At 33.0% G+C, this 18446-nt stretch carries 18 protein-coding genes; 5 read left to right on the forward strand and 13 right to left on the reverse strand.

Going from position 1 to position 18446, the window contains the following annotated elements:
- Positions 1-72 precede the first annotated feature (72 nt).
- The 8 genes from BKH45_RS04640 to BKH45_RS04675 all read right to left on the reverse strand — a co-directional run bounded on the left by BKH45_RS04640 (position 73) and on the right by BKH45_RS04675 (position 8696).
- Positions 73-1287 (reverse strand): ABC transporter permease, encoded by a 1215-nt coding sequence (locus tag BKH45_RS04640; RefSeq protein WP_095274312.1) that lies wholly within the window; start codon positions 1285-1287, stop codon positions 73-75.
- A complete protein-coding gene (locus tag BKH45_RS04645) occupies positions 1284-1967 on the reverse strand; it encodes an ABC transporter ATP-binding protein (protein ID WP_095274313.1) in 684 nt (227 codons plus the stop codon). The genes BKH45_RS04640 and BKH45_RS04645 overlap by 4 nt, the downstream gene beginning before the upstream one ends.
- Positions 1967-3226: an efflux RND transporter periplasmic adaptor subunit gene (locus BKH45_RS04650; RefSeq protein ID WP_095274314.1), complete on the reverse strand. Its 1260-nt coding sequence runs from the start codon at positions 3224-3226 to the stop codon at positions 1967-1969. The genes BKH45_RS04645 and BKH45_RS04650 overlap by 1 nt, the downstream gene beginning before the upstream one ends.
- Complete coding sequence (locus BKH45_RS04655) at positions 3216-4646, reverse strand: TolC family protein (RefSeq protein ID WP_095274315.1); 1431 nt, start codon at positions 4644-4646, stop codon at positions 3216-3218. Before BKH45_RS04655 ends, BKH45_RS04650 begins: the two co-directional genes overlap by 11 nt.
- A 148-nt stretch (positions 4647-4794) precedes the next feature.
- Positions 4795-6180: an FAD-linked oxidase C-terminal domain-containing protein gene (locus BKH45_RS04660; protein WP_095274316.1), complete on the reverse strand. Its 1386-nt coding sequence runs from the start codon at positions 6178-6180 to the stop codon at positions 4795-4797.
- Positions 6181-6187: 7 nt separating this feature from the next.
- Entirely contained in the window at positions 6188-6937 is a 750-nt protein-coding gene (locus tag BKH45_RS04665; RefSeq protein ID WP_095274317.1) for a plasminogen-binding N-terminal domain-containing protein, read from the reverse strand.
- The gene (locus BKH45_RS04670; protein ID WP_095274318.1) at positions 6931-7539 is read right to left on the reverse strand and encodes an NUDIX domain-containing protein; all 609 of its coding nucleotides are present in this window, start codon (positions 7537-7539) and stop codon (positions 6931-6933) included. The genes BKH45_RS04665 and BKH45_RS04670 overlap by 7 nt, the downstream gene beginning before the upstream one ends.
- Complete coding sequence (locus BKH45_RS04675; protein ID WP_095274319.1) at positions 7536-8696, reverse strand: peptidoglycan DD-metalloendopeptidase family protein; 1161 nt, start codon at positions 8694-8696, stop codon at positions 7536-7538. The genes BKH45_RS04670 and BKH45_RS04675 overlap by 4 nt, the downstream gene beginning before the upstream one ends.
- A 144-nt stretch (positions 8697-8840) precedes the next feature.
- On the opposite strand from BKH45_RS04675, the gene BKH45_RS04680 reads away from it, so the two are divergent.
- The 5 genes from BKH45_RS04680 (at position 8841) to BKH45_RS04700 (ending at position 12409) form a co-directional block, all read left to right on the forward strand.
- A complete protein-coding gene (locus BKH45_RS04680; RefSeq protein ID WP_095274320.1) occupies positions 8841-9047 on the forward strand; it encodes a hypothetical protein in 207 nt (68 codons plus the stop codon).
- A 66-nt stretch (positions 9048-9113) separates the two neighbouring features.
- Complete coding sequence (locus tag BKH45_RS04685; RefSeq protein WP_095274321.1) at positions 9114-9314, forward strand: flagellar biosynthesis anti-sigma factor FlgM; 201 nt, start codon at positions 9114-9116, stop codon at positions 9312-9314.
- 54 nt (positions 9315-9368) lie between these two features.
- Positions 9369-9797, forward strand: a complete 429-nt coding sequence (locus tag BKH45_RS04690) for a hypothetical protein (RefSeq protein ID WP_095274322.1) — start codon at positions 9369-9371, stop codon at positions 9795-9797.
- An 8-nt stretch (positions 9798-9805) separates the two neighbouring features.
- The gene (gene flgK / locus BKH45_RS04695; protein WP_095274323.1) at positions 9806-11626 is read left to right on the forward strand and encodes a flagellar hook-associated protein FlgK; all 1821 of its coding nucleotides are present in this window, start codon (positions 9806-9808) and stop codon (positions 11624-11626) included.
- Positions 11627-11632: 6 nt separating this feature from the next.
- On the forward strand, positions 11633-12409 hold the full coding sequence (locus tag BKH45_RS04700) for a TIGR02757 family protein (RefSeq protein ID WP_095274324.1): 777 nt from the start codon (positions 11633-11635) through the stop codon (positions 12407-12409).
- On the opposite strand, the gene BKH45_RS04705 is transcribed toward BKH45_RS04700, so the two are convergent.
- The 5 genes from BKH45_RS04705 to ppsA all read right to left on the reverse strand — a co-directional run bounded on the left by BKH45_RS04705 (position 12410) and on the right by ppsA (position 18428).
- Positions 12410-12952, reverse strand: coding sequence for a GNAT family N-acetyltransferase (locus BKH45_RS04705; RefSeq protein ID WP_095274325.1), 543 nt, complete (start codon positions 12950-12952; stop codon positions 12410-12412).
- A gap of 27 nt (positions 12953-12979) precedes the next feature.
- Entirely contained in the window at positions 12980-13672 is a 693-nt protein-coding gene (locus tag BKH45_RS04710) for an anaerobic ribonucleoside-triphosphate reductase activating protein (protein ID WP_219349987.1), read from the reverse strand.
- Positions 13653-13808 carry an anaerobic ribonucleoside-triphosphate reductase gene (nrdD, locus tag BKH45_RS08730; protein WP_143428380.1) on the reverse strand — a complete coding sequence of 52 codons (156 nt, stop codon included), beginning with the start codon at positions 13806-13808 and terminating at the stop codon, positions 13653-13655. Before nrdD ends, BKH45_RS04710 begins: the two co-directional genes overlap by 20 nt.
- 21 nt (positions 13809-13829) lie before the next feature.
- A complete protein-coding gene (locus BKH45_RS04715) occupies positions 13830-15929 on the reverse strand; it encodes a ribonucleoside triphosphate reductase (RefSeq protein WP_095274326.1) in 2100 nt (699 codons plus the stop codon).
- A 72-nt stretch (positions 15930-16001) separates the two neighbouring features.
- Entirely contained in the window at positions 16002-18428 is a 2427-nt protein-coding gene (ppsA, locus tag BKH45_RS04720; protein WP_095274327.1) for a pyruvate, water dikinase, read from the reverse strand.
- Between the last annotated feature and the right edge of the window lie 18 nt (positions 18429-18446).

Consider the following 18446-nt stretch of genomic DNA (forward strand, 5'->3'; position numbering starts at 1 on the left):
ATTTTATGAAATAAAATTCTATCTTATAGAGTAATATTGATATTTTTATTGTAGAAATAAGTGGTATTTATTTTATTCATATCTGAGAGCTTCGATGGGATTAAGTCCGGAAGCTCTCCTTGCAGGGAGATATCCAAACATAACTCCAATGAGCGCAGAAAACAAAAAAGCAAAAATAGCTACACTAATATAAAATACAAAAGGTATATGCATCATATAGCTGATACCCCATGCAATAAAGAAAGCAAGAACAATCCCTATTATCCCGCCCAAAGAACTTACGACAACTGCTTCAATTAAAAATTGCAAAAGTACCTCCCCTTCTGAGGCACCAATTGCGAGACGTGTTCCAATTTCTCGTGTGCGTTCAGTAACAGAAACTAACATGATGTTCATAATGCCTATACCCCCTACAATCAAACTTACTCCGGCAATGCAGCCTAAAAATAAAGTCAATACTTTTGTCGTTGAAGAAACCATTTTTTCTATTTCTTTAGTGTCCATAATCTCAAAACTATCTCTTTGCCCACTTTTAATATGGCGTACATTACGTAAAATTGACGTTAAGTCTTGAGTGGCTTTTGTGGTATCAATCCCATTATTGAGAGAAATCATGATTCTATTGACATTGTATAAAGTTTTTTTGCCGCTTATATATTTTTGATAAGTTTTGAATGGTAAAACAATAGTATCATCTTGATCATTTCCCATTGCCCCCTGCCCTTTTGCTTCTAATACGCCTATGACTTTGCAAATAGTTTTTGCTATTTTTATTTGCGCACCTAAGGGATTTTTATCTTCAAAAAGTGCTTTTTTGACACTTTCTCCCAATATACATACATTTGTACCATTTATATAGTCTTTATCATCAAATTCTATACCCATGGCAAGTTCCCAGTTAGTAACTTTAAAATAATCTTTTGTAATACCATTTACCTGTGTTTGTGTGTTAGACCCAAAATATTGTGCGACAACAGAGCTGCTTGAGAGAGGAGCAAGTGCTTGAATACCTTGTAATCTACTTCTAATGATATTTGCCTCTTCCGGGGTGAAATTACGTTTTAAGCTTGCCCCGCCCGTATTGAGTTTGTGTGCAGGAAAAACGATTAAAAGGTTGCTGCCTAAGCTTGAAATCCTTTGTGTTATCATTTTTGTCGTGCCATTTCCCAGAGCAACCATGACAATCACTGATCCTACTCCAATAATAATTCCAAGCATGGTCAAGAATGCGCGTAAATAGTTTCGTTTGATTTGTCTAAAGGCTAATAAAAATGCATTCAATATCATTTTTTAGAATCCTTTTGTATATTACCATCTAAAAAATGCACTTCTCTATGGGCATATGCAGCCATTTCGGGTTCATGAGTTACCATTAAGATTGTAATCCCCAGTTCCTTGTTGAGTTGGCATAAAATTTCCATAATTTCAACACTGCGTTTAGTGTCCAAATTTCCCGTAGGTTCATCAGCTAATAAAAATAAAGGTTTAGAAACAATAGCTCTAGCAATGGCCACCCTTTGGGCTTGTCCACCGGAAAGCTCTGAGCTGCTATGAGTCTCCCAACCCTTAAGTCCGACCATCTCTAAGGCTTTTAGCGCTTTTATTTTGCGTTCTTTTTTGCCAATCCCCCTATATAGAAGTGGTAATTCTACATTTTCAAGCGCACTTGTGCGGGATAAAAGATTGAAGCCTTGAAAAATAAATCCCATATAATATCGTCTAAGAAGTGATCTTTGCTTTCTGTTGAGTTCAAAAACATTAACCCCACCAAAATGGTATTTTCCATCACTGGCAACATCTAAGCAACCCAAAATATTAGCCAAAGTGGATTTTCCGGAGCCGGAAGGACCCATTAATGCGATGAATTCTCCTTGTTCTATTTGCAGGCAAACTCCTTTGAGTGCTAAAAAAATATTTTCTTTACTGCCATAAAATTTTGTGATATTTTCAAGCTTTACTAAACACATTATTTTAAAACACTTGAAGTAATTACTTGAGTATGGGTATTTAAATCACTAGAAATAACTTGGGCTGATTTACCATCTGAAATACCTACACTAACCATAAGTTCTTTGGGCACATTATCTTGGAGTATCCAAATTTTTGCCATTTTATTTTTGATCTCTTTGGCATCATTGATGGTTGCTTTTTTCTTTGGAGTTCCCATAAATGAAGCAGAAGATTGTTTATTTTTCTTGGTAATATTTTTTTGAGGAGCATAAAATAGGGCAGAGACCGGAATAAGCAATGTTTGATAAGCTTGCGCAACCTGAATATTTGCCGTAACACTCATACCTGATCTTAATAGTAAATTTTTATTATCAACATAAATTTTTGTTTCATAACTTACAATATTATTCGTCGTATCTGTATTGTCAGAAGAGGCAAAACTAACACGATCGACTCTAGCTTCAAATTCGATATCAGGATAAGCATCTACATGAAAGGTCACTTTCTGACCATTTTTGAGTTTGCCGATATCTGATTCAGATACATTTACAATCAGATTCATCTCTTCAAGATTTTGAGCTAATTTAAAAAGTGTTGGTGTTTGGAAACTTGCCACAACAGTTTGACCGGGATCGACGCTTCTTGTCAAAACAATACCATTGATTGGACTTGTAATAATAGAATTTTTCAAATCAATTTCAGAAAGTTTCATATCTGCTATGATTTGTTCAATCGCTGCTTGTTTGATTTGTACATCTGCTTTGGCTTGAAGATATTCCATTTTTGCATTTTGTAAATCCAGTTCTGAGGGAGTTTTTGCATTTGTGGCTTTATAGAGTTTTTCTAAATGTTCATAATTCCATTTTTTTTGTTCAAAAACAACTTCACAAGCAAATAAAGTTGCTTTGGCGGAGTTGATTTGGGCTTTATATTTATCAAGGGCTTGATGGATTTTTTCAGGATTAATTTTTGCTAATATTTGACCTTTTGTAACAGAATCATTAACATCTACAAATACTTCTTGGATGGTTCCGGAAACCTGACTTCCAATTTCAACTTCATCAGTTGGAGAAAGTGTCCCTGTAGCGCTAATTGTTTGTGTAATATCTCCCATATAAGGATTGGCAATTGTGTAAGAAATTTTATCTTCATGATGGAAATAAAAATACCCTCCACCGGAAATGCTGATGAAAAAAACAAATCCAATAAGAATAAAATACCATTTTTTATTTGATTTTTTTGGGTTAATTGTTCGCAGGATTTTATCAGTTTGCATTTTTATCCTTATTTTGATTGATAGACATAAAAATACCTCCAAAAGATTTATACAAAACAATGGCTGCTTGTACATTTGACAAAAATGAATCATAAAGATCTTTTTTTGTATTTAAATATTGATTTTCATAATTTAAAAAACCAAGTTCATCAATAAGCTTGTAATTGGTTTTTAGTTTCATTGCTTCCAGAGTCTCCTTACTCCAATGGTTACTTTGTTTAGAGTTTAAGAGATTTTGATCGGAATTTTGCATATCTATAAGTGCATTTTCGATCTCACCAAGCGCTGTATTGATTGAATTTTGTAATACATAAAAAGCTTGCTTGAGATTTTCTTGTTGGATTTTATAATTTTCTCTAATCGCACTTCGATTTAGTAGAGGCATGCTCAACGCACCTGTTATTTGCCAAATCAAATCCCCGATACCATTATTGGAAAATAAAATCTGTCCAATATTGCCTGTAAGATTGATAGAGGGAAAAAATTCTGCTCTTTTGCTTGCCTTAGTATAGATTTGAGTATTTAGAGCATGGATTGCAGATTGAATATCAGGGCGATCTAAGAGAGTTTGTGCAGGCAATTTTTGTATTTTTGGAAGTTTGGGTTCTTTGAAATCATAGAGAATGTGGGTGTCAAATCCTAAATCATTTGTATTGAGTAAAACCAAAAGGGCATTTTTATTTTGTTCTAATTGATATTTTAAATCAAAAAGAGCTTTTTTTTGAATGAAAAGTTGGGTTTTTAGTGGAGCAACTTCAGATATATCAACCAAGCCCAGATTGTATTTTATTTCATTGATTTCAAGAATTTTTTCTTGATTTTTTACTAATTTTTGAGCAATAGTTATTGTATTGACAAATTTTCTGATATTGAAATAATAATTTGCTAAATCAGTGATTAAACTTATTTTTGCATTTTCGAGATTTTTTTGAGCACTAAAAAATTGCTCTTTGTTAGCGTGGCGTAACGCATTGATTTTTCCAAAAATATCTATTTCCCACGCGAGTGTAAAAGATCCGTTTAGGGTATTTTGGTTGAAATTAATTTGATACTTTTTATAATTTCCATCACTATAATTATAACCTAAATTCACCCCAATTTTTGGTAATAAATCGGCTCCGGAAATTTTAGCAAGCGATCTTGCTTGGGCAATTTTGGAGGTAAAAGTCAGAATATCAGTATTATTTTTGAGTGCTATTTGAATGAGATTTTGCAATATAGGATCATCAAAAATATTAAAAAAATTTTGGATAAAGTCTTTATTTTCCCAATTCTCATGATTATCTCCAAAAGTATCTAAAATTTTTTCATTTATAAAATTTGTGCGGGTATGTGTTTTGGTAATAATTTCATCTTCAGGTATTGAAGAAGCACAATTTGAAAGAAAGAAGATAAAAAATGCAGATAACAAATATTTCATTCTGTCATATCACCTTGATATTTTTGAAAATTATACTTAAACATCTATGAAGTATTTGTGAATTATTAATATTAAATATTTTTTATAAATTAAAAATTCTTGATAATTTTAAAATGAAACACTTTTTAGTCTTATAAAATTTTCAATTTTATAAGCCCATTTTTCCCGGATTAAGGATATTATGAGGATCAAATGCTTTCTTGATTGTCCTGAAAAGTTCCATTTCTGATGGGCTAAAAGCTAGAGACATAAAGGGCGCTTTTGATAAACCTATGCCATGTTCTCCGCTAAGAGTGCCTTCAAGCTCTATAGTAATTTTAAAAATTTCTTCAATTGCTTCATAACCTTTTTTGAGTTGTTCTTCATCAGTGTTATCAACTACCATTACATTTGTATGCACGTTGCCATCACCGGTATGCCCAAAACAAGGAATTTTGAATCCATATTTTTTACTTACTTCTGAAATTCTTTGCAATAACTCAGGGAGTCTGGAGCGAGGGACGGTAATATCTTCATTAAGCTTTTTTTTGCCATATATGGCAATACTTTGAGAGGCATTGCGTCTGGCAAACCATAGATTCTCTTCCTCTGCATTATTTTGAGCAATTTGAAATTTTTCACAACCATTTTTTTGAAATTTTTCTTCAATTTGTTTTAATTGCCATTGAACATCTTCCGAGATATTTCCATCCACTTGCGTAATAAGTATTGCTCCTGCTTGTGTAGGCAAACCTTTTTGAAATTTTTCTTCAACAGCACAGATGGTAAGATTATCTAAAAACTCCATTGCTACAGGCGTTACTCCACTTGCCATAGTTTCATAAACAGCATTCATCGCTGATTGAATAGTTGGGAATATTCCCATAGCTGTTTGTTTGCATTTGGGTTTTGCAATGAGTTTGAGAGTGATTTCGGTAATAACTGCCAAACTCCCCTCAGAGGCTGTCAAAATACCTACAATATTATATCCGGCAACATCTTTGATTGTTTTTTTGCCTGCTCGAATAATTTCTCCATTAGGTAAAATTGCCCGAAGTGCCATGACATAATCTTTTGTAATGCCGTATTTTGCAGCACGCATACCCCCGGCATTTTCACTAACATTCCCTCCTAATGTACTATACTCTTGGCTGGCAGGATCAGGCGGATAAAATAATCCTATTTTTTCAACTGCCTCTTGAAAATGTTTATTAACAACACCGGGTTGCACTCTTGCAATTAGATTTTTTTCATCAATTTCTAAAATTTTATTAAAATATTTTTCCATTGCTAAAATAACCCCGCCCCTAACCGGTAATGCTCCTCCTGTAAAACCACTTCCTGCACCTCTGGGGATAATAGGGATTTGATGATCATTACAATATTTTAATATTTTACTTACATCTATTTCATTTCGAGGATAAATTACGCAATCAGGCTCGTAACGTTCCTTGGTGGCGTCATAACAATAAGCAAGCAAATGTGCTTTGTCATTATGAAAATTCTCATCCCCAACAATATTTTTTAGTTCTTTTTGGTGTTTTATTTCAATCATAATTTACTCATTTGAATTCCAAACCTTTTTGGACTAAGCTATCATAGAATTTAAAATAATCTTTTGATTTTTTGCCATAGAATAAACTTGCAAGACTTCCTGTTTTAACTTCTTCCAGACGTGAAAAAAATGGGGCTATAGTTTTACTAACTTTTGAAGTATCAAAAGGAATTGTTTTTAGCAGAGTTAAACTTTGGCAATCCAGGATATTAACTATGTTTGTCCCAACAATATAAAGCAACCCAACACTATAAACATTGCAAGCTTTAGTTAAAAATTTTGGCTTGGGATCAAAACCTCCATAATCATTCAAATACCCCATTAATAAATCCGAATTCATTAAAGAAACACCCTTGAGACCGGATTTTATTTTTTCATAAGTAGTTGCATCAGGAGCGATCAAAAAAGCTTTGTTGTTGAGTTCATGAAAAATTGCCATATCACCTATTCTTGGATCTACACGTGGTGTGGGTAAATATTTTTGGTTCATGGCATCAAAATTACTTATTTTTGCAATGGCAACCCCATTTTCAATAGACATGATTTGTAGTTTTGCAGAAATAATATTGTAATCGCTAAGTTTTGTTAGAACAAAACCGGTTTCGCCAACTTGAAGATCATAAGATGGAAAAGTCGCCGTTTTTTCTTTAAGATCTATTTTTTGTATAGCGATAGATACAGGTTCATTAAGTGCATCTGCATTGATTGCTATACAAAGTAGAATCATCGATAGAGTGCCAAAAAAAATCTTTAGCATTTTATTTCCTTTGTAAAATTATCTAAATACCATTTTATAGCATAAACAAGCCCGGAAGTTTTGATGATACTATCATCGTTAATGAATTGTTTTGCATTTTTTAGGCTTAAAAACAAAACCTCAATACATTCATCATCAATTCCTCCACCTTGGGTAAGCTTATCTTTTTGTGTAATGATAGCAAAAAATATAGTTTGTTTGCTCCCGCTAATGCCTGTAGAAGTATAAAATGTAATAATTTTATGGAGACGTTGGGGATTAATTTGATATCCGCATTCTTCAAGTATTTCTTCTGTGGCAATCTGTTCAATACTCTTGCCTTCTTTGTCAATAAGCCCTGCGCATAATTCGTAGGTATAGCCATCTTGATTTTTGAGGTATATGGCCGGACGAAATTGCCTAACAATTACAAAACTATCAAAATCTTGATGGTATAGTAATATTGAGACACTATCATGAGAATTAATAATATCCCAAATCTTTTTTTTACCATTTTCTATATAGGTAATTCGCTTGGGCTGCACATAGACAGAATCAATGCATTCTTCAAATTTTATAGAATCAAAATTGACTTTAGATAAAGTATCCGGAAAATATTTCATGATTCCTCCCGGATTGAAACATGGGCTTTTTGTTCATCAAAAGAAGTTTTTTGAAGAGCTTTGTCTATTTCTTCTTGGTATTTTTTGGCAAGTTGTATGAAATCTTTTTTTGCTTTACCTTTGAGTTCGCTTTTTGTGGTTCGAATACTTCCGAGCGGATCAACAGGGCGATTGTTCTTATAGACTCCAAAATGCAAATGAGGACCCGTGCTAATACCGGTACTTCCAACCTTTCCAATAATTTGACCTTTTTTGACATACATACCCATATGAATTCCTTTTGCAAAAGCACTCATATGTCCATAAAGGGTTTTAATCCCATTTCCATGATTGATTTCAATTGTTTTACCATAACCACCTTTGACCCCAATATAGATGATTTTTCCATCAGAGGCTGCATGAATTGGAGTGCCAATTCTTGCAGCATAATCAATCCCATAATGGGGACGTATAATCTTCAAAATAGGATGCACTCTTCCATAAGAAAATCTTGAAGAAATTCTTGTATATTGCACCGGAACTTCTAATAAAAACCCCGCCACTTCCTTGGCGCTTTTATCGTAATATCTGCCATTGTAAGAAAATATATAGTGAGGTTTTTTATTTGTTTCAATCATAGTTGCTTTAATATCCGGAGAACCAAAGGGTTTGCCTAATCGATATTTTCTTGTATAAATAATAGCAAGTTTATCATCTTTAATCACAAATTTTTTGAAATTAATGCTTTTTTTATATGCATTGATAAATTCATTGGCAAGATTAATATCTCCGGTTGCATCTACTATATCTTGATAAGGAGATTTTTGCACAGAAAGGGTAAGAATTTTTTCAACAGAAAAAGAAACAATAGGGATAAAGTCCATTTTATAATCATCATTATCCTTGTAAATATGGATTTGCACATCTTCGCTAATAGGAATAAGAGCTTGAAGCAAATCTCCATTATCATCACGTAAGGTATAATAAGAAATTCCTGCATATATTTCTGCTGTAAGTTCTTTGTCTTGAGAAGACAAGTTGTAATAAAGTTTCAAGGGGATACTATTTTGTTCAAAAAAAGTAAGTAACGTTGAGCCTTTTTCCCATAAAGGCTTCTCTCCTACAGCTCCAAAACTTATAGAAAAACACAGAAAAAACAATAATAAAGCCTTTCTCATTAAGAACCTTAGAGTTTATTATAAAACTTAAATTATATACAATTTTAACAAATGCCAACTCTAAACTCTTAAATACGCAAAATCTGATATAATTAGCCGATATATCTTTAATCTTTAGATTTTAACAAAAAGGGTCATTTAAGAATGAATTTTAAAGATTTTGACATAAAAACTTGGTTTTTTCCTACAATTTGTTTTATATTGTTTTGTTATGCAATGGTATTTATTATCATCTATACTTATGCATCAAATGGTGATGTATCATTATTTAGCAATACGCAAAATACAGGGACAACAGATGTGGCTAAATTCAAAGAAGAAATGATGAAGCAAATCAAGAAAGTTAATTAAAGTATTTGATTTTGATGTCGATATTATGTTTATATTTTGTAAGATTATCTAAGGAGATGTATAAAGATGATAAATGCAGTGGGTACTACTAAAAGCACTTTAATTACTAATGAAAATAAAAAATTTTCCGAAAACATCAAAGCGCAACAAACTAAAGAAATTGCTAACCAAAAAGCCCAAATTAAAGAATCTGTCAAGAATAATACTTATCAAATTGATCTCCAAAAAACTTCAGAAAAAATGGCACTAAATTTGCTTAATCTATAAAATATAGAATACTCCCTCCAAGGGGATATTAATCTGAAGTTTAGGATTGAGTTTATGTTACACAATTATCTTAGAGGTGCCGTTTCTGACCTTCGTCTTCTTATAGAATTAACACAAGCAGATATTGAAGATATTAAGGTAGCTCAAAATGATAGTATTTTTGAGCGCAATTACACAAAACAAGAATTGATTAAATCATTTGAAACAAAAAAAAATCTCATCGATCAAGAAATGTTAGGGCTTAAGAATGAATTTCCTCATAAAATTCTCAATGATCTCATTGATGAGGAAGCAAGCCGGTTGCTGGGAGAAATGAAAAGAAACCTCCAAGATCTTAAAGCATTGAATGCAAATTATGCTAGGATTGTTTTTGCTGTATCTGAATTTTATTCATCTTTAATTCAAAAAATTATCCCTCATGAAATCTGCGATTATAAGGGGAACAAAACCCCTCAAAGCAGTTTTTTAAAAATTCAAGCTTAGGAGAGTATATGGGCGGTATCTTATCTTCACTCAATACTTCATATACCGGACTTCAAGCTCATCAACTCATGGTGGATACGACAGGGAATAACATTTCTAATGCTAGCGATGAATTTTATAGCCGACAAAGAGTACTTGCCAGACCTGAAAAACCTATTGCTTATCAGGATTTAAATATTGGTCGTGGAGTAGAAGTGAGTTCTATTCAGAGAATTCATGATGAATTTGTGTTTGCCAGATATTCTAAGGCAGCCCAAGAACGCGAATTTTATGATACTGATTTTAGCAATCTCAGAGAAGCTTCAGCTTATTTTCCGGATGTTGATGGCGTAGGGATTTACAATGACTTAGAGCAATATTTTAATGCTTGGAAGGACTTAGCTAAAAATGCCAAAGATCCTGCGCAAAAACAAGTGCTTGCAAAAAATACAGAGGTTTTGACTCATAATATCAAAGATACAAGACAAAGGCTTACCACCTTGCAGCATAAGGCTAGCGAAGAACTTGAAAGCACCATTAAAGAAGTCAATACATTAGGATCTCAAATTGCCCAAATCAACCAACGTCTTAGAGAAATGGAAGATTCCAAAACATTTAAGCAAGCTAATGAACTTCGCGACAGAAGAGATCAGCTTGAATTTCACTTGAGGGAAATTATTGGGGGAAATGTATTTAAAGATAATATCAAGACCAATTCTCTTAATGATAAAAAAACAGCTGATTTTGATAATGGGTATGTTTTAAATATTGCGCATGGATTTAATATTGTCGATGGAGTGATTTTTCATCCCCTTGTCATCAAAAAAGAAAACAACTCTGATTTTCTTAATCGTATTTATTTCCGTGGTGATGATCATAAAGATGTAGATATTACTGATAATCTTGATGAAGGAAAAGCCGGGGCACTTATAGGATTATACAACACAGGTTATGATGGGACAAAAGTAGGTAAGCTCCAAAATTACATCAATCTGCTGGATTCCTTTGCTAAGGGACTTATAGAGGCAACTAATTCTATCTATGCTCAGAGTGCAAGCCATCAAATACAAAGCACTCAACTTGAGTTTGAAGATGATGAAGCTCTCAAAGATACTAATTATAATATTAAAAATGGCACTTTTGATTTGATAGCTTACAATACAGATGGCAAGCAAATAGCAAAAAAAACAATCACTATTGATAATACCACCACAATGAGAGATATTGTTAATGCTATCAACGCAAATACGGATGATAACCATGACAATAATCCAGATAATGATTTTGATGATTTTTTTAAAGCTTACTATGATAATGATTCCAAAAAATTTTATATACAAGCAAAAGAACCATCTAAAGGCTTTTATGTTTCTCTTAAGGATAATGGAACTAACTTTACAGGATCATTGAGTATCAATCCATTTTTTGAGGGGAATAGCGCTCAAAATATTCGTCTCAATACCAAGTATAAAAATGATGCTACTTATATTAGGCCATGGCTCGCCCCTATTAGTGGGAACTTTGATGTTGCAAATATGATGCAACAACTTCAATATGAAAAAGTCGATTTCTATGATAACAAACTCAATATCAACCAAATGAAGTTAAGTGAATTTTACCAATATGTCGCCGGTAAGGTTGCTACAGATACTGAAAAATCTCAACAAATACTGGATACTAAAAAATCCGTCTATGAGGCTACTAAAAAAGAACATCTTGCTATTTCTCAAGTGAGCATTGATGAAGAAATGGTTAATCTTATCAAATTCCAGGGTGGATATGCAGCAAATGCTAAGGTTATCACCGCTATAGATAGAATGATTGATACTCTTTTGAGCATTAAACAATAATTTGGTATGATAAAAAATCTCAAAAAATTGCTGGATAATTATTATGAATTAAAAAACAATCCTCTCCAAATCACTCAATCTAATCCCGATCCTCTCCTTGTTGTAAGGGATTATAGAAATCATGAATTTTTTGAAGAAATCGCTCTTATTTGTGCCCTACTCTCTTATGGCAATGCAAAACAAATCTTAAGCACACTCCAAAAATTAGATTTTTCATTATTAAATACATCTGTTGCGTGTATTCAAAAAGCTTCTTTTCCTTTTTATCGTTTTCAAACTTCTGCAGATATTAAAAATTTATTTATAGCTATTTATCAAACTATCCATACATCCAAACTCAAAAACCTCATCATTGAGGGTTACCATAAACACCAAAATGTGATTGATGGAATCCATTGCGGTATTTATCATCTTTCTGAAATACTTGAAAAATCTAATTATAAGACCAAAGGAATAGATTTTTTGCTTGGAAAAATCCAACCAAATCCCAAAGGAAGTTCTCCTTTAAAACGTTGGAATATGTTTTTGAGATGGATGGTGAGAAAAGACAATCTTGATTTTGGAGTATGGCAAGAAATACATAAGGCTAAGCTTGTTTTGCCGCTTGATACCCATACTTTTCGTATCTGTACTCAATTGGATTTACTCCAAAGAAAGACTTATGATTTATATGCTGCCTTACTTGCAACCCAATCACTAAGAAGGCTCGATCCTCTTGACCCTGTTAAATATGATTTTGCTCTTTATCGAATGGGTCAAGAAAAAACCAAAATTCAAAATTAATTATTTAATGGGACTAAAATCTATTTTCATATAATAATCATCCATTTTATAGCCTTTAGCAATATCTGTACAATCTTCTCTATAGATGATAAAACCTAACTTCTTATACGCTTCAATAGAATGAAAATTTTGTTTATTGACTGTAAGCCAAATATGATAAATTTCCAAATTTTGAGCCATTTTTTTAAGAAAGATTATAATGGATTTAGCAATGCCTTGTTGGCGATAAGTTTTTTCAATATAGAGTTTGCTTAGAAAAATTGCATTAGTTTGCACTTGATGAGACTTTTGCACAGCAATCTCATCAACTCTTTGAATAAATGCAAAATACCCTACCGGTTTTGTATTATCCAGGATTTGAAAGTATTGGTATCCTTGGTTTATTTGTTGCTTGATAGCTTCAAAACTTTGGAATTTATCAAGCATATATTGAATTTGTTTTTGCGTAAGAATAGAGGCATAATGTTCTTTCCAAATAATTTGAGCCAATGTATGGATGGCTTGGATTTGTGATTGAGTGCGTGCTTGTTTGAAATCCGGCATATTATTTCCTTAAAAAGTCAAATATAATTATCTCCAAATAATTTCTATTTCCTTATATGAGATATTTTGTTTTTTGTTATGACTGGTTTTAAGCGGGCTAAAAGTCTTTTTTTCTCCAATATAATCTTGCAAAAAATATTTACCTCTATAGCCATTATCCCACAAAATTTCACTCATTTTCAAAATATCATCTTTATTTAAAAGATCACTATGAACGGTTGTGCGCACTTCAAAGGGTATCTCAAAACTTTGTAAAATCTCAAGAGAAGAAAGAAAATTTTCATAAATTGTATGACTTTGGGTAATCTTGAAGCTTTTATAGACAGGTGATTTAAAATCTAGAGCAACATAATCCAAAATTTTATTTTCAAGCATTCTTTTAAGTTTTTTGGGTGAAGACCCATTTGTATCAAGTTTTATGAGAAATCCTTTTCTCTTGATTTTAGATGCAAAATCCTCAAGCTCTGCATACAAACTTGCCTCCCCACCACTAAAAACAACACCATCAAGCAAACCTACTCTTGTATCCAAAAAGTTTAAAATCTCAGAGATTTCAAAATTCCCATTTCCTTCTACAATCTCAGTATTATAACAATATTGACATCTCAAATTACAACCTGTAAACCACACAATACACGCAAGTTTATCAGGATAATCAAGCATACTAAAAGGCGTTAAGTTATAAATAGGTTTTTGTAATTTATTTACATTTAGATTCAAGGAAAAATTTTCTTTCTTTATGCTCACCAATTTTACCAATATTAAAACTTTCTACAGGTCTGTGATAACCCATTACACGAGTATAAACCATACATTTTACTCTTTTTGATTCAAGTTTATTATTTTCTTTTTTCATTTTTATTCCTTTGTTATTTTATTAATTCATTTCCATTTCTTCATCGCATTTTGGACAATATTCATGTTCTCCATTAAGGTATCCATGTTTAGGACAAATACTAAAAACAGGGGTGATTGTAATATAGGGCAACCTAAAATTACTGATTACTTTCTTTACAAGCTCTTTACATGCCAAAGATGAACTAATTTTTTCTCTCATATATAAATGCAATACTGTTCCGCCTGTATATTTTGTTTGGAGAATATCTTGTTTTTGAAGCGCTTCAAAGGGATCATCAGTGTAATTGACAGGAAGTTGGGAACTATTCGTATAATAAATATGCTCATCAAATCCCGCTTGAATAATATCAGGGAATCTTTTTTTATCTTCTTTGGCAAAACGATAAGTAGTCCCTTCTGCCGGTGTAGCTTCAAGGTTATATAAATTACCTGTTTCTTCTTGATAAGATTTTATTTTTTCTCGCATAAAATCAAGAATTTCTAAACAAAATTTCTCTCCAAATTCACTCGTAATATCGGTCTTGTCCTCAGTAAAATTTCGTATCATTTCATTGATACCATTGACACCAATTGTTGAAAAATGATGGTTAAAATGAGGCAAATACCTTTTGGTATAAGGATAAAGACCACGCTCAAAAAGATCGCAAATAACCACACGTTTTTTTTCTAAAGTTGATTTAGCAATATCCATTAATTCCGTAAGTTTTGAATACAATCTTTTTTTATTGCCTTTATATTGATAACCAAGTCTTGCCATATTGATTGTAACAACACCAATAGACCCTGTCATTTCTGCGCTCCCAAATAGACCCCCTCCTCTTTTGAGTAATTCTCTAAGATCTAGTTGAAGCCTGCAACACATGCTCCTAACTGCATTGGGTTTATAGGCATCTTTGTTTTCAACAAGGTTACCATTTTTATCACGCATATATTGACTGCCAATAAAATTTTGGAAATAACTTGAACCAATTTTGGCTGTATTTTCAAATAAAATTTCACAATTTGGATTATTCCAATCAAAATCTTGAGTAATATTGACTGTAGGGATTGGAAAAGTGAAGGGTTGAGAGTTTTTATCTCCCTCTGTCATCACTTCATAATAGGCTTTATTAATAAGATTCATTTCAGGCAAAAAATGCTTATAAGTCATTGCTTGGAGACTGGATACACCACGTTTTTTGGCTTCCTCTTCTAAGACTTCATTGTGAAAATTTTTAAATAAATGTATATCGTTGCTTGTAGGTATTTGATCTTTGAGATCATCAGGAACACTCCAATCAATAGTAATATTAGTGAATGGCGATTGTCCCCATCTTGCAGGAACATTTAGATTATAAACAAAACTCTTGATTGCTTTTTTAATTTCGGAATAACTCAAGGCATCTTTAAAGACATAAGGAGCAAGATAGGTATCAAATGAACTAAAAGCCTGTGCCCCTGCCCATTCACTCTGCAAAATCCCTAAGAAATTTGCCATTTGCCCTAATGCCTCTCTAAAATGTTTAGGAGGCTTTGACTCTACCCTGCCCCTCACGCCATTAAAGCCTTCATTAAGTAATGCTCGCAAACTCCAACCTGCACAATAACCCGTAAGACAATCAAGGTCGTGTATATGAATATCGCCATCCCTGTGGGCATGCCCTTCTCTTGGAGAATAAACACTATCAAGCCAATAATTAGCAATAATTTTTCCTGCAAGATTATTGACTAAGCCGGCATTGGAATAACTTGTATTGGCATTTGCTTGGATACGCCAATCTGTTTTATTGATATATTCTTCTACACTTTGTGTGCTATCTACAAAAGTAGTGCCTTCATAACATCCATTTTGAGTCTCTCTTTGCATTTTATGTAAAAATCTATAATTCATAAAACTCTTTAAAACTTCAAAATCCCCTGCCCGAAATATCTCCTTTTCAATAACATCTTGAATAGCTTCGACATTTTGTATTTGATTTTTGATGATATTTTCAAATACTTTATCATGAATTTCCTTTCGAGAGATTTTGCCAACACTTTTATAGGCTTTGTTAATTGCATCTTCAATTTTATAAGGTGTAAAGTTTTGCTTGGTTCCATCTCTTTTGTAGATAAAAATTGGAAAATTTAATTTTTTCATATTCTACTCCTCTTTTTTATTGATAAAATCCTTGCCACTTATATACTACCTCAAACCTTTTTTATTGCTGAATTATTGCTTAAGCTGTTTTTCAAGTGCAGAAACGAAATTCCAAGTAGCAATAACAGAATCAGGATTTAAAGAAATAGAATCAATACCTTCTTTAACCAAAAATTCTGCGACTTCAGGATAATCGCTAGGGGCTTGACCACAAATACCACAATATTTTTTATGTTTTTTGCAAGCTTGAATTGCATGCTTAAACATTTCAAACATTGCAGGATTTCGTTCATCAAATATATGACTAACAAGTTGTCCATCTCTATCAACTCCAAGTGTAAGTTGAGTGAGATCATTAGATCCAATAGAAAATCCATCAAACATGGATAAAAAGTCATCTGCTAAAATCACATTAACAGGAAGTTCGCACATTACATAAATTTCCAATCCATTTTTGCCCGATTCTAATCCGTTTCTTCTAAGAATTTCTAATACTTTCTTGCCTTCTTCAGGAGTCCTTAAAAATGGAATCATGATTTTCATATTTGTCAAACCCATCTCATCTCTAACCATTGCAAGGGCTTGACATTCCCATTCAAAAGCGCCCCGATACAAATCAGAATAATATCGACTTGCGCCCCGATAACCAAGCATAGGATTTTCTTCTTGAGGCTCATAAACAGTGCCTCCTATCATCCCGCGATATTCATTGGATTTAAAATCACTTGTTCGGACAATGACCGGATTAGGATAAAAAGCTGATGCAATCATCCCCATTCCTTCAGCAATTTTTTTAACAAAGAAATCCTTAGGACCCTCATAGCCGGAGATTAGTTTTTCAATCTCTACCCTATCTTTAATGTCTTTTTTGCCATTTTGTAAATCTAACAAAGCTAGAGGGTGAGCTTTAATTTGATTAAGGATAATAAGTTCCATTCTCGCTAATCCTACGCCATGATTAGGAAGTTGTGAAAAACTAAAAGCCTTTTCAGGATTCCCCACATTCATATAAATTTTTGTTTTTGTTTGTTCCAGATGGGAGAGTTCGATAGTTTCTATTTCGTATTTATGAATACCTGCATAGACATAGCCTTCTTCACCTTCTGCACAAGATACTGTAACTTCCATTCCTGTATAAAGCCTATCAGTTGATCCTACTGCCCCTACGATTGCAGGGACACCAATTTCTCTTGCTACTATAGCTGCATGACAGGTTCTGCCTCCTCGATTTGTGATTACTGCAGAAGCTTTTTTCATAGCAGGTTCCCAATCAGGATCGGTATTATCTGTAACCAAAATCTCACCTTCTTTAAAGGTATTCATATGTTCAATATCATTAATAATTCTAACCTTTCCTGCTCCAATTTTCCCTCCAATAGCTTTACCACTAATAATAATTTCTTTTTTATCATCAGGATATTTGAATTTAAATTTTTCAAGTCTTTGCCCATTGCTTTTTTTAATATTTTGACTTTGGACGGTTTCAGGTCTGGCTTGCACAATAAATATCTCTCCACTTTCGCCATCTTTTGCCCATTCCATATCCATAGGGCGATATTCACCTGCTTCTTTGGTATAGTGTTTTTCAATCACAATGGCATACCTTGCTAATGTAAGAATATCTTCATCTGTAACAGAAAATGATTCAAATTCTTTTTGAGTGGTTTTGATATTTTTTGTAGGGTGCTCGCTACCCTTAGGAGCATAAACCATTTTTTGATGTTTGGTGCCTAATTGACGTTTAATAATTGGTCGTTTGCCTTGTTCAAGTGTAGGTTTAAAAACATAGAATTCATCAGGATTTACCGTTCCCCCTACGACATTTTCTCCTAATCCCCAACTGGAAGTGATAAATACAGCATCTTTAAACCCTGTTTCTGTATCAATAGAAAACATCACTCCCGCACTTCCTTTATCCGCTCTAACCATTTTTTGAATCCCCACACTAAGGGCAACTTTAAAATGGTCAAATCCTCTTGAAGCACGATAACTCACCGCTCTATCAGTAAATAAAGAAGCTAAGCAGGATTTAATGTAGTGGATAAGTTCGGTTTGCCCTTTTACACTCAAATAAGTATCTTGTTGCCCCGCAAATGAAGCATCCGGTAAATCTTCGGCTGTAGCCGAACTTCTCACAGCCACATCAGCTTCTCTCATTCCATATTCATCGCTTAGTATTTTGTAGGCTTGAAAAATTTCATCTCTCAAATCATGAGGAAAAGGCGTGCCAAAAATAAGTTCTCGAATTTTTTTTGAACGTGTTTTTAAAACATCAATCTCAGTTACATCTACTCCATCAAGCAAATCAATGATCTTTTGTTTAATACCTCCGCTATCTAATAAATACCAATAAGCTTCACTTGTGATAGCAAAACCATTTGGTACTTTAATCCCTACAGGGACAAGCTCTTGAAACATCTCTCCAATGCTTGCATTTTTACCGCCCACTAGGGGAACGTCCTTATTGTTTAGCTCTTTAAAAAACTTGATGTATTTCATGCTTTTACATTCTCCTAA

Source organism: Helicobacter sp. 11S03491-1, assembly GCF_002272835.1.
Taxonomy (GTDB): Bacteria; Campylobacterota; Campylobacteria; order Campylobacterales; family Helicobacteraceae; genus Helicobacter_J.

Excerpts from the sequence above, each read along its gene's own strand:
- BKH45_RS04640 (WP_095274312.1), bottom strand. The coding sequence starts at position 1,287 with ATGATATTGAATGCATTTTTATTAGCCTTTAGACAAATCAAACGAAAC.
- BKH45_RS04645 (WP_095274313.1), bottom strand. The coding sequence starts at position 1,967 with ATGTGTTTAGTAAAGCTTGAAAATATCACAAAATTTTATGGCAGTAAA.
- BKH45_RS04650 (WP_095274314.1), bottom strand. The coding sequence starts at position 3,226 with ATGCAAACTGATAAAATCCTGCGAACAATTAACCCAAAAAAATCAAAT.
- BKH45_RS04655 (WP_095274315.1), bottom strand. The coding sequence starts at position 4,646 with ATGAAATATTTGTTATCTGCATTTTTTATCTTCTTTCTTTCAAATTGT.
- BKH45_RS04660 (WP_095274316.1), bottom strand. The coding sequence starts at position 6,180 with ATGATTGAAATAAAACACCAAAAAGAACTAAAAAATATTGTTGGGGAT.
- BKH45_RS04665 (WP_095274317.1), bottom strand. The coding sequence starts at position 6,937 with ATGCTAAAGATTTTTTTTGGCACTCTATCGATGATTCTACTTTGTATA.
- BKH45_RS04670 (WP_095274318.1), bottom strand. The coding sequence starts at position 7,539 with ATGAAATATTTTCCGGATACTTTATCTAAAGTCAATTTTGATTCTATA.
- BKH45_RS04675 (WP_095274319.1), bottom strand. The coding sequence starts at position 8,696 with ATGAGAAAGGCTTTATTATTGTTTTTTCTGTGTTTTTCTATAAGTTTT.
- BKH45_RS04680 (WP_095274320.1), top strand. The coding sequence starts at position 8,841 with ATGAATTTTAAAGATTTTGACATAAAAACTTGGTTTTTTCCTACAATT.
- BKH45_RS04685 (WP_095274321.1), top strand. The coding sequence starts at position 9,114 with ATGATAAATGCAGTGGGTACTACTAAAAGCACTTTAATTACTAATGAA.
- BKH45_RS04690 (WP_095274322.1), top strand. The coding sequence starts at position 9,369 with ATGTTACACAATTATCTTAGAGGTGCCGTTTCTGACCTTCGTCTTCTT.
- flgK (WP_095274323.1), top strand. The coding sequence starts at position 9,806 with ATGGGCGGTATCTTATCTTCACTCAATACTTCATATACCGGACTTCAA.
- BKH45_RS04700 (WP_095274324.1), top strand. The coding sequence starts at position 11,633 with ATGATAAAAAATCTCAAAAAATTGCTGGATAATTATTATGAATTAAAA.
- BKH45_RS04705 (WP_095274325.1), bottom strand. The coding sequence starts at position 12,952 with ATGCCGGATTTCAAACAAGCACGCACTCAATCACAAATCCAAGCCATC.
- nrdD (WP_143428380.1), bottom strand. The coding sequence starts at position 13,808 with ATGAAAAAAGAAAATAATAAACTTGAATCAAAAAGAGTAAAATGTATG.
- BKH45_RS04715 (WP_095274326.1), bottom strand. The coding sequence starts at position 15,929 with ATGAAAAAATTAAATTTTCCAATTTTTATCTACAAAAGAGATGGAACC.
- ppsA (WP_095274327.1), bottom strand. The coding sequence starts at position 18,428 with ATGAAATACATCAAGTTTTTTAAAGAGCTAAACAATAAGGACGTTCCC.